The 12386-nt window shown below is 40.0% G+C and carries 8 protein-coding genes; 3 read left to right on the forward strand and 5 right to left on the reverse strand.

Going from position 1 to position 12386, the window contains the following annotated elements; translation table 11 throughout:
- Position 1: 1 nt before the first annotated feature.
- The 5 genes from leuA to FTV37_RS02105 all read right to left on the reverse strand — a co-directional run bounded on the left by leuA (position 2) and on the right by FTV37_RS02105 (position 8637).
- Positions 2 to 1699 carry a 2-isopropylmalate synthase gene (gene leuA / locus FTV37_RS02085; protein WP_111884051.1) on the reverse strand — a complete coding sequence of 566 codons (1698 nt, stop codon included), beginning with the start codon at positions 1697 to 1699 and terminating at the stop codon, positions 2 to 4.
- 269 nt (positions 1700 to 1968) lie between these two features.
- Complete coding sequence (locus tag FTV37_RS02090) at positions 1969 to 3069, reverse strand: alpha-hydroxy acid oxidase (RefSeq protein WP_180062981.1); 1101 nt, start codon at positions 3067 to 3069, stop codon at positions 1969 to 1971.
- Between the two features lie 33 nt (positions 3070 to 3102).
- Positions 3103 to 3786 carry a Fe2+-dependent dioxygenase gene (locus FTV37_RS02095; protein ID WP_078192711.1) on the reverse strand — a complete coding sequence of 228 codons (684 nt, stop codon included), beginning with the start codon at positions 3784 to 3786 and terminating at the stop codon, positions 3103 to 3105.
- Positions 3787 to 3896: 110 nt separating this feature from the next.
- Positions 3897 to 6149 (reverse strand): TonB-dependent siderophore receptor, encoded by a 2253-nt coding sequence (locus FTV37_RS02100; RefSeq protein ID WP_180062936.1) that lies wholly within the window; start codon positions 6147 to 6149, stop codon positions 3897 to 3899.
- Positions 6150 to 6462: 313 nt separating this feature from the next.
- Complete coding sequence (locus FTV37_RS02105; RefSeq protein WP_180004551.1) at positions 6463 to 8637, reverse strand: TonB-dependent receptor domain-containing protein; 2175 nt, start codon at positions 8635 to 8637, stop codon at positions 6463 to 6465.
- Between the two features lie 272 nt (positions 8638 to 8909).
- Between FTV37_RS02105 and tig the strand changes: the two genes are divergently transcribed.
- From tig to clpX, 3 genes are all read left to right on the forward strand, one after another.
- A complete protein-coding gene (gene tig, locus FTV37_RS02110) occupies positions 8910 to 10241 on the forward strand; it encodes a trigger factor (RefSeq protein ID WP_078192708.1) in 1332 nt (443 codons plus the stop codon).
- A gap of 194 nt (positions 10242 to 10435) precedes the next feature.
- Positions 10436 to 11041 (forward strand): ATP-dependent Clp endopeptidase proteolytic subunit ClpP, encoded by a 606-nt coding sequence (gene clpP / locus FTV37_RS02115; RefSeq protein WP_078192707.1) that lies wholly within the window; start codon positions 10436 to 10438, stop codon positions 11039 to 11041.
- A gap of 29 nt (positions 11042 to 11070) precedes the next feature.
- Positions 11071 to 12381: an ATP-dependent protease ATP-binding subunit ClpX gene (clpX, locus tag FTV37_RS02120; RefSeq protein WP_078189661.1), complete on the forward strand. Its 1311-nt coding sequence runs from the start codon at positions 11071 to 11073 to the stop codon at positions 12379 to 12381.
- Positions 12382 to 12386: the final 5 nt, after the last annotated feature.

A 12386-nucleotide genomic window follows, 5' to 3' on the forward strand; every position in this document is an offset into this window, starting at 1 on the left:
ATTAGACTGCAGCAGCAATCACTTGTTCAGTACTCAAAACACCTTGTTCAATTAAACGGTTAGTGCTGGCAATAATCGCTTCGATGGATGCAGTAACGATATTGTCATGTACACCTGCGCCGAATGCAGACTTGCCTGTGCCTTTCACTTGAAGCTCAATCAACGCCAAGGCTTTGGCATGCGCGCCTGAACTGATGCTGCGTTCTTCATAGTTCAAGACATCAATCGGCAACTGCAAGGCATTTAAGATGGCAGAGATTGGGCCGTTGCCTTCACCGCGCAATTGCTGGATCTCACCGTTCACTTCGACATCAAGCTCAATGACTTGTTTGCCATTTTCATCATGTAAGCGGTAGTTTTTCGCCGCATAATGCGTATCTTTGGCCGCCACATAGGTGTCTTTAAACAATGACCAGATCGCTTGCGCAGAAATCTCGGTACCGTCTTCATCTGTTTTTTGCTGTACGATTTGCGAGAACTCAATTTGAATACGGCGAGGCAACACCACGTTGTAATTTGATTCTAACAAGTACGCAATACCGCCTTTACCAGACTGTGAGTTGACACGGATCACCGCATCATAGTCGCGGCCCAAGTCTTTCGGGTCGATTGGCAAATAAGGCATATCCCACATTTCTTCGTTCTTTTGGAACTCGAAACCTTTTTTAATGGCATCTTGGTGTGAGCCAGAGAACGCGGTGAAGACCAAATCACCAGCATACGGATGACGAGGGTGTACCGGCAAGCCTGTACATTCTTCAATGATTGAAATGATTTCGTTGATGTTTGAGAAATCTAAGTTTGGCGCAACACCTTGGGTATACATGTTCAATGCAATCGCTGCAACGTCCACGTTACCTGTACGTTCACCGTTACCAAACACACAACCTTCGACGCGGTCAGCACCAGCCATAATGGCCAACTCAGAAGCGGCAATACCACAGCCACGGTCGTTATGACAGTGCACAGAAATAATCACACCGTCACGGCGTTGAATGTTACGGTGCATCCATTCCACTTGGTCTGCATAGACGTTCGGACCTGAAACTTCAACCGTTGCAGGCAAGTTTAAAATCACTTTGTTCTCTGGAGATGCTTCCCAAATTTCAGTGACCGCATCACAGACATCTTTAGCCACTTCTAATTCTGTTGCAGTAAAACACTCTGGACTGTATTGGAATACAAATTCAGTTTCAGGCTGTTTTGCAGCATATTCTTTGACTTTCGTTGCAGCATTAATCGCTAATTGTTTTGCACCAGCAACATCAACATTCAACACTTTATTGCGGAAGGTTGGAGAATTTGAGTTGTAGATATGCACGATGGCACGTTTTGCACCTTGTAATGATTCAAATGTACGTTGAATCAAATGATCACGTGCTTGAACCAAAACTTCGATGTACACATCATCAGGAATATGACCGCCTTCGATCAACAAACGAGTGAAATCAAAGTCGATTTGTGATGCAGAAGGGAAGCCGATTTCAATGTGTTTGAAACCAATTTTCACAAGCATTTGGAACATTTTGAACTTTTGTTCAATGTTCATTGGCTCGAAGATCGCTTGGTTACCGTCACGAAGGTCGGTACTCATCCAGATCGGCGCTTTATTGATTTCGTTATTTGGCCATTGACGGTCTGGTAAGTCTACACGTTGGTACATGCGACGGTATTTTTTGCTTGGATCTGCCAACATCATGTGAAAACTCCTTATAGCACCGTGGATAAATGTCGTGGATAAACGGCAAGGTACTACTTATATAGATTGTGTCTATTCTAGCAATTTACAAGTTTAATTTCGGAGTCTTTAGTCGAAAGTCGAAATAAATCCGTAAAGATTCACATGACTTAGCTTTACCGTAAGCTCGTAAATGTATAACTAAATATTAGTCCATATATTCCGGAAATAATTTCCTATTTTTGCGTCAAGATGCCATTACTGGAAAATATTTTTCTATAAAATTAGCTTTATTGAAAAATATAATCTTTATTAATCCCATCGACGGTGGCTGTTCCCATCAATGCCATCGTAATCTCAAATTCTTCTTTCAGTATTTTGAGTACATGAGCAACGCCTAAAGCGCCCGCTGTCGCTAAACCATAAATGCAGGGACGTCCGACTAATACGGCAGACGCACCCAAGGCTATCGCTTTAAACACATCTGAACCACGACGAATACCACCATCATATAAAACTGGGAAATCCGTAGGCACAACGTTTTTAATCAGTTCTAAGGCGGTGAGTGGGGGAATGCAACCGTCCAGTACTCGCCCACCATGATTCGACACAATAATGCCTTGTACACCGTGTTGCAGGGCAAGTTCAGCATCATGTGGACTGACAATGCCCTTTAAAATAATCGGTAATGAGGTGTTTTGACTGAGCCAAAGGATATCCGCCCATGTTGGTGCGATTTTCATCAGACCGTTAAATACGGGATGGTCGCCATCATTGAGCTCAGGCAATGGGATATGTGCAGGGGTATGCGGATGTTGCATGCCTTCAGGCAAATGAAAAAACACTCGACGTTCACGGTCACGAATCCCTGTATGCGGGGAATCAATGGTTACTACAATTGCTGTATAAGCATGTTCTTCTGCCATCTTGACCAGTGATAATGACTTTTCGCGCTCACCTTGCCAATACAATTGGAACCATTTGTACGGATTGTCCTGCTTTAACTCACGCATATCTGTATTGGTAAATGTACTGAGGATCATATTGCTGCCAAGGACTTCGGCAGCGAGGGCTGTTGCAGCTTCAGCATCAGGATGAAATTGTTGTTGGTGACCAATGGGTGCTACAAAAATCGGATGCGGGAAACGTTGCCCTAAGATTTCGATTTGGGTATGACCTTGGGTTAGATCTTTCAGCATACGTGGTAGCAGTTGTATCTGTTCAAACTGAGACAAATTGCCACGGACACTGTGTTCATCCATCGAGCCGCCTTGCAAGTACTGCCACACCATTTGAGAAAGGTGCAATTCAGCCTGTTTTTCGTAATCTGCAATGGTTTGCAAATGAGCTGGAATCTGAGTCAGTGGCGCTAAAATGTTGTGATCAGTCATTGGTAGTTTGTCCATGTCTATTGACCTTGAGCTTTAAATTTCGGCCCATTTGCGGATAAGGTTGTGATACAGACTCGTCAACTTGACGACTTCACTATGTGCATCACCCAATTGCATACGCAAATTTTGAATGCTTTGATCGAGATTAAATAACATGTGACGCTCAGCATCTTCACGGATCATACTTTGCAACCAAAAAAATGACGCAATACGACAGCCTGCAGTCACAGGAGTAACTTCATGCACACTGGTAGATGGATACAAAATCAAATCTCCGGCAGGCAATTTCACTTCGTGGTAGCCATAGGTGTCTTCTACCACAAGTTCACCACCTTCATATTCTTCAGGTTCACTTAGAAAAATCGTGCAGGACAAATCGGTACGAATTTTTTGATTGCTGTCAGGCATCCAGCGAATGGCATTGTCGACATGGAAACCAAACGTTTCACCATTTTCATAGCGATTAAAATAGGGCGGCAAAATATTGAGGGGTAGGGCTGCCGATGTAAAAAGCGCGTGTTGTGACAATTCATGCAGAATAATGTCACCTAAATGCTGTGTTAATGGATGGTCTATATCTAGCTGTTGGTTGTTTTTTACATTTTTAGACAGTGAGCCCGTAGTTTTTTGACCATTAATCCATTCTACTTTTTGCATTTCTGTGCGGAAGTAGTTGACCTGTTCTTTACTCAATACATTTGGAATATGGTGAATCACGGTCTGACCTTTTGAAATGTAATGTTTGTGTTTCGATCATATACAAAAATAGCCTCGAAGCGAGGCTATTTGAGTCAATACCATAAATTATTTATGGTATTTATTTTTTCTTAGTATTTGAAGTTTACAGACAGAACTGCGCTGCGACCTTCTGCTTCAGTTGCATAGTGTGAGGCATACGCTTTAGTGAAGTAGCGTTTGTCAGAAAGGTTGTTTACGTTAAGTTGTAAATCAACATTTTTGTTGACATTATAACGCGCCATAGCATCGTAGCGTACATAAGATGGAGCCCATTTGATGTTTGCAACATCACCATAAACTTTGTCTGAATATACTGCACCACCACCCAAAGTTAATTGCGGCAATATCTTATAGGTAGTCCATAATGTTGCTGCTTGTTTAGGTACATTAGGCATTTGGTTGCCATTATAAATGGCATTATCTGTACAAGTTGCTGTTGAACCTGAACCACGGCATGATTTACCATTTTTTGTTAATTCACTATTAAGATAAGTATAACCTGCCGAAATATCCCATTTATCGGTAATTTGACCATTTAATCCTAATTCAACACCATCAACTTTACTTTCACCTACATTCGCATAAGTTGTTGGGTCAAGTTGTACACGAGTATTTTGTTTTTCAGTACGGAAGATCGCTGCTGTTAAATTCAAACGATCATTTAACAAGTCCCATTTAGTACCCAACTCGTAAGTTTGTGCTTCTTCAGGATCGATCATTTGGTTATTAGCATTTATGGTTTCGCTGTTATCTCCCCAACCAGCATTTAAGCCAACAGGACTGGCAGAGGTAGCATAACTTGCATAAATTGAACCATTTTCAACAGGTTTAAAGGTTATACCTGATTGATATGTAAAGAAGTCTGAATCATTGTTAGCTGTATATGCAGCAGCTGAAGATGTAGCACGAAAGTTTTGTGCAGCTTCAAACTTGTCCCAGCGCACACCAAGATCAAGTAACCATTGTGGTGTGATTTCAATACTATCTAATAAATATACAGAAGTGCTTTCAACCGTGGCATCAAAGTCTTGGCGGGCTTCTAGACGATCTAAAAATGGTTTTTGAGTTGGATTGTTTAGAGAAGTACACCAATTGCTTGAAAGGTCTTTACAGTCGCTGTAAAACCCAGTTGAGGAAACTTTGCCATCTTTACTGTTAATGATGTTATAACCACCTTTGTCAGTTTCTTGCTTGCTGTATTCAGCACCAACATTAAAGCTATGATTAATGGCACCTGTAGCAAATTTACCTATCAATGCTAATTGATTTGTAAAGGTATCGCTATCTGTGATGGCAGAGTTTTGACGATGCCATACTTGGCCATTAGCTACATTGCCTTTAGAATCATCAGGGTTTGTCCAGACATAATCATTTTTAGATTTGCTGTACATTGCAGTGTTTGTAACGGTTAAATTGTCAGTTAAATCATGTTCTAACTTGATTGTCCCTGCTTGGTTCTCTTGTTTTTGGAAGTCACGATCTTTCCAACCATAATAAACGCCTTGTTTTACTTCCGCTGGTTTACCTTGTGGTTTACCTAAACCAGCATCCCAATATGGAACACCTGAATCGGGAGTGTCATCCGATTTTAAATAGTAATAACTTAAAGTTGCACGAGTAGGGGTGTCTAAGCCAAAAGTAATACTAGGGGCAATACCTGCACGTTTATATTCAGCACCGTCAGATTGACCTGCTTTCTCATTCATGTGGCCCATTATTGCAACACGTGCAGCAATCCCATTGCCAAAATCTTTATTGCCATCTAGTGTTACACGTGCATAAGCATCTGTACCGCCAGCAACTGAACCTTCTAAAAAGTCACCTTTTTTAGCCACTTTAGAAATCATGTTGATGCTACCGCCAACAGTACCTGCACCACCCATAGCAGAAGCAGAACCTTTGGTGACTTCAACTTGTTCTATGGCAAACATTTCACGGTTTTGTGAGGTTGAATTACGAATACCATCTATATACATTGAGCTTTCAGAGCTGTAGCCACGGATAAATGGACGGTCGCCATTTGGATTGCCACCTTCACCAGCACCGAGGGTAATTCCAGGTACTGTACGTAAAGCATCACTTAAAGTTGTGACTTGCGTGTCTTCAATCAGTTGCTTAGAAATCACTGATACTGATTTTGGTGTATCAAGAAGGGGAGCAACAAATTTAGCATTCGCAGATTTATCAACTTTTAAGCTTGGTGCTTTTTCAGCAGCAACTTCTTGGTTAATCGTTGGAAGTTGAGTAACTTGCTCTTGTGCGATTGCATTAACAGCAATAACAGAAAGTGAAGAAGCAATTGCTGAAGAAACAATTTTCTTACGTGTTTTAATGAAGGCCATTTCGAACCCGATTTGGAATAGTGAATTTGTATGCGAATAATAATGATTCTTATTTTTTCTTACATCTTTATGTAATTGTAAATCACGATAAATAATCATATTGTGATAGTCCTATTTAATGTAATGATATAACAAGTATTAATTAAGACTATGTTTTATTTAAATATTGATAAAATATATTGTTTTTTTATGTTTAATTGAGATTATAAATATAGACATGATTGTGAATTAAATAAGAAGTAATCGTAAATTATTTATGCAAAAAACCTGCCGAAGCAGGTTTTTTAGTTTTGTCTTTTATAAGTACTAAAAGTTAGAAATCATAAGAAATGGATAACCAGTAGTTGCGACCAGCTAAGTAAGTTCCAGCCATTGAAGAACCTATAGTCATGTAGTCATAGTACGATGCCTCTACATTTTGGCTATTGATATAAGTTCCATTGCTTGTGAAGTCTTTATCTAATAAGTTATTTACAGAACCATTAATACGAATATTGTCGTTAAGGTTATAACTTGTACCGAGGTTAAATAAATTATACCCCTTCAACTTATTGCCAGTTGCAGCATAAATGATGCCAGCATCACCAGCAGTTTGGACTGTACTATAACGTTTACGATCAGATTTATACTCATGCTGTAACCAAACATCGAGTGAAGGATTAATATGCCAAGTAGATGTCATATTAAAAGCATTTTTGGGTACGTTATTTAGGTACGAGCCTTTATTTTCACCTTTTGTGATCTCACTTTCCATATAGGTATATGCAGCTTTAATATCCCATTCAGGGATAATGCTGTATTTCAAGCTAACTTCAACGCCCTTAGTTTCTGCTTCATTGGCATTAATACTTTGTGAAAAACTATCTTGAGTAATATGGGAACCATAGCTGACACAACCTGCTTGGTTTGGATTTGTTTCAGAGTAACAGTTCCAAAGGTCAGCTCCATCAGTTATCAGATCTTCAATTTTATTAAAGAATGCCGTTGTGGTTAAGTCAAAGCTACCTTTGTTATAATTAAAGCCTAATTCATAGTTGGTGGATTCTTCAGGTTTAAGATTAGGAGAGCCGACACCAAAAGTTGCACCTTGACCACTAACACTAATCACGCCATTGTGTAATGCTTTTGCAGAAGGTGCTTTGTAACCCGTACTTACACCACCTTTCAGTGTTAGATTTTCATTAGTATTCCAAACTAAATATGCTCGTGGGCTGAAGTGACCACCAAAACCTGAATGATCTTCATAACGTCCACCTAAAGTTAAAGCAACTGAATCTAAAAGGCGCCATTCATCTTCAGCGTAGAAAGATAATGAGTCTTTTTTGAATTTTGAACCCACGCCCGCAATATCGTCAGCAATTTCTGCTTCTTTATATTCGGCACCTACTGTGATTTTATGATCTGCAATAGGCATGACGATATGTGTATCAGCAACAAAGTCAGTGTTTTCTAATGTACGATCTGTACCTGCAAATGCATTTAATGGGAATGTGTTTCGTGGAATAGTACGGCCTACGGTTTCAGTAGTTGTATGGCTTACGTAAGATGACCATTTACCAAAATTATAGTTACCCTCATGTCCAGCAGAAATTTGATCACGGTTAAATTCTAGTTCGTCTTTATAACCATTAGCACGGCTCGGTGTGTCTTGAGTGCCCAGTCGATTATCATCATTTTTATAGTTTTGACTTGAATGGAAGCCATCTAACCAAAAACTATTTTTATCATCTAAGTTAAAGGATAATTTACCACCAAAATCAAAATTATCTGCTTCACTTGGGCGTGGGTCACGGCCAGATGTACCTGGAATACGTTCAGATTTTTGACGGTCTAAATAAGAACCGCGTAGCTGCATCCCTAATCGTTCGCTTATAAGAGGGCCATTTAAAACAAAACTGGTTTTTGCTGAGTCGGCTTCCCCATTATGTTCCATGAGGTTACCACTCACAGTAACATTACCAGTCCATGTATCAGACACTTTTTTAGTAATAATGTTGATTACACCACCCATTGCTTCTGAGCCATAGCGAGTAGCCATAGGACCACGAATGACCTCAATACGCTCAATTGCAGCAAGGGGTGGTAAGTAACCATTTGATGATTCACCGAAACCATTTGGAGTTACGTCAGAAGATGTTGTTTGGCGACGTCCATCAATTAAAACCAAACTATAGTCATTACCTAGACCACGCATTTTTACGTTTAAGCCGGATGTTTTACCAATACCGTCACGAATATCAATGCCCGGAATGTCAGCTAGTAAATCTGCAATGCTAGAAGCATTTTTCTTTTCTATGTCTGCTTTTGTAACAACACTGATTGAAGCAGGAGCATTCTTGATCTTTTGTTCAAAGCCCGCTGCAGAAACAACAATGGTTTCCATCTGTTGAGCTTGAGATTCAGTCGTTTCAGCATGTGCGAAACTCGTGGTGGTTACAATTGCCCCAAATAAAGCAGCGGAAAGTGGGTTGAGATTAAATTTACTCATAAAAGAATTCCAAATATGGACGAGATAAATATATGAAAATAAATTAAAAAAATATCATTAAGAATAATAGTGAGAAAGTTTCTCATTTTCAACAGTGAATTAAAAAATAATCAATATTTCTTCGAAAAAAGCTGAAAAATTCTAAAGATAAGAAGGGCATCCATGCTTGAATTTATAGTGTTATAATCCATTTTTGTATATCTTTAATTGTTGTCATATAATGTGGCACTTTTTTTTAAAACTGTTTTAACTAACAAATTATCGAGGAAGCCATGCAAGTAACTTCTGAAGCGGTTTCGGGCGTTGCCCGTCGTTTAAATGTATCTGTACCGACGAGCCGTATTAACGAGCAGTTTGAAGCTCGCTTGAAACGCACTGCCAAAACTGTGAAGATCAACGGCTTCCGTCCAGGTAAAGTACCTGTAAACGTTGTTCGTCGTGAATACGGTGCTGGTATCTATCAAGAAGTTGTAAACGACATCATTCGTGACACAGTATTCGAAGCGATCCAACAAGAAAAAATCAATGCTGTTGGTATGCCAAACATTGAAAAAACTGAAATGAAAGATGATGCTTTAGTTTATGAAGCAACTGTAGAAGTTTATCCAGAAGTTGAAGTTAAGTTCGAAGGTCTAGAAGTTGAACGTAAAACAACTTCAGTTGACGACAAAGACGTTGAGAAGATGATTGAAAATCTTCAAAAACAACGCGCTTCATGGGTTGAAACTAAAGGCATGGCTAAAAAAGACATGCAAGTAACTTTCGACTTTGAAGGTACTGTTGATGGCGAGAAGTTTGAAGGCGGCGCTGCTGAAGACTTTAAACTCGTTCTTGGTTCTGGTCGTATGATCCCTGGCTTCGAAGACGGTATCGTTGGTATGAAGAAAGGCGAAGAGAAAGTTATCGATGTAACTTTCCCTGAAGACTACCAAGCTGAAAACCTTGCTGGTAAAGCTGCTCAATTCAAAATCACTGTTAAGCTTGTTGAAAAACAAAAACTTCCAGAAGTTGATGCTGAATTCTTAAAAATCTTCGGTCTAACTGAAGAAGAAGGCGTTGAAAAGCTGAAAGCTGACGTGCGTAAAAACATGGAACGTGAAGTGAAAAACGGTCTTCGTAACCAAGTGAAAGGTGCAACTTTTGATGCGCTTGTAGCTGCAAACGAAGTAGAACTTCCAGAAGCAATGGTTGCTCAAGAAATTGACCGTCAACGTCAACAAATGATCCAACAATTCACTCAACAGTTTGGTGCTCAAGGCGCTAAAGCGTTTGATTCAAGCATGCTTCCAGATGACCTATTCAAAGAGCAAGCTGAAAAATCAGTTAAACTTGGCGTATTGGTCAGCAAAGTATTAGCTGATGCTAAAATTGAAGTTGATGCTGCACGTGTTGATGCTTACATCGAAGACATGGCTTCTTCTTACGAAGATCCTAAAGAAGTAATTGAATACTTCAACAACGATAAACAGCAACGTGCTCAAATCGAAGCTGTTATTCTAGAAGACCAAGTTGTAGATCACATCTTAGCTTCTGCTAAAGTAACTGATACAACTGTGAGCTATGAAGACTTATTGAAAGAGCAACAAGCTCGTCAACAAGGCTAATTTCTAGCTTTCAAAAAAAGGCGCATTAAGCGCCTTTTTTTATCGAAATTTGCCCCCAAATAAGTTGTCCTGATTTCACAATGCTTATGAAAAAAATATCTGTTATTTAATTGGGAATCTTTTGCAATTTCGACAAATATCCCTCATATTGTGAATTATGGGTTGAGTCAGAAAAATTTAGGAATAAATAACGTATGTATGTTCCAACAATTGAAAACGCACTAGTACCAATGGTGGTAGAACAGTCATCTCGTGGCGAGCGTTCTTTTGATATTTATTCACGCCTTTTGCGTGAACGTGTGATTTTTTTAACCGGTGAAGTTGAAGACAACATGGCAAATTTGATTGTTGCCCAAATGTTGTTCTTAGAAGCAGAAAACCCAGATAAAGATATTCATTTATATATCAACTCACCAGGCGGTTCGGTTACTGCAGGTATGGCGATTTACGATACCATGCAATTTATTAAACCTGATGTTGTGACTTACTGCATGGGGCAAGCAGCATCGATGGGTGCATTCCTGCTTAATGCCGGTGCTAAAGGCAAACGTTACTGTCTTGAAAATGCCCGTGTCATGATTCACCAACCACTCGGTGGTTTCCGTGGTCAGGCATCTGACATTGAAATTCATGCACGTGAAATTCTATTCATCAAAGAACGTTTAAATCGTTTAATGGCAGAGCATAGTGGTCAAGACTACGAAACTGTTGCTCGAGATACTGACCGTGACAACTTTATGACAGCGCAAGCTGCGAAAGAATACGGTCTTGTGGACGAAGTTTTATCTAAACGCCCATAAGTTTTAAAGAATTAATTATTGGAGTGAATATGTCCGAACATCCTCAAGGACAAAAGCATTGTTCATTTTGCGGTAAAACGCAGTCTGAAGTCGGGAAACTGATTGCAGGTGAGGACGCGTACATCTGTAATGAGTGTGTGGACGTATGTCTTGACCTAGTTCAGACCAGTCAGCAAGTTGAATCAAATGACTGGGCAACTCGTCCTTTACCAAAACCGCATGAAATCCGTGCTGCGCTTGACCAATATGTGATTGGGCAAGATGTTGCGAAAAAGACCCTCTCTGTTGCGGTATACAACCATTATAAACGCCTAAAAGTTGGCACCAGTGGTAAAAAACCAGAAGACGGTGTAGAGATTTCGAAAAGTAACATTATGTTGGTTGGACCAACAGGTTCAGGTAAAACGCTGCTTGCTCAGACACTTGCGCGTCTTTTAGATGTGCCATTTGCGATGGCAGATGCAACGACTTTAACTGAAGCAGGTTATGTGGGTGAAGACGTTGAGAACATTGTTCAAAAACTCCTTCAAAAAGCCGATTACGATGTAGAAAAAGCGCAAAAGGGCATTATCTATATCGATGAAATCGACAAAATTACCCGTAAGTCTGAAAATCCATCGATTACTCGTGATGTATCGGGTGAGGGTGTTCAGCAAGCGTTATTGAAAATGATCGAAGGTACGGTTGCGTCGATTCCGCCTCAAGGTGGTCGTAAGCATCCGCAGCAAGAATTTATTCAAATTGATACTTCAAATATCCTGTTTATCTGTGGTGGCGCATTCTCTGGTCTAGAGAAAATCGTACAGCAGCGTCAGGAAAAAGGAGGTATTGGCTTTACAGCTGAAGTGCGTAAGAAAGATGAAACTAAAAAATTATCTGACTTATTCCGTCAAGTTGAAGCGACAGATTTGGTTAAATTCGGTCTGATTCCTGAATTTATTGGTCGTTTGCCAGTCATTGCAACCTTGGAAGAACTCGACGAAGAAGCATTGATGCAGATTCTGACTGAACCAAAAAATGCATTGACACGTCAATACCAATATTTATTTGAAATGGAAAATGTTGACCTCGTATTTGAAGACTCAGCATTGCGTGCCGTGGCTAAAAAAGCCCTTGACCGTAATACGGGTGCACGTGGTCTACGTTCGATTTTAGAAAATTCATTGCTTGAAACGATGTATGATCTACCAAGTCGTTCAGATGTGGGTACGGTTGTGGTCAATGAAGCGGTGATTAATGGTGAAGCGGAACCTGAATTTAAATCAGAACGTCAACCAAAGAAAACTGAAGAAGCTGCACCGAAGTCAGATTTAAAAGTTGTGAACTCTAAATCTGCTTAAGCGCT

Origin of the sequence: Acinetobacter sp. YH16042, assembly GCF_013417245.1 — a bacterium.
GTDB classification, from domain to species: domain Bacteria; phylum Pseudomonadota; class Gammaproteobacteria; order Pseudomonadales; family Moraxellaceae; genus Acinetobacter; species Acinetobacter amyesii.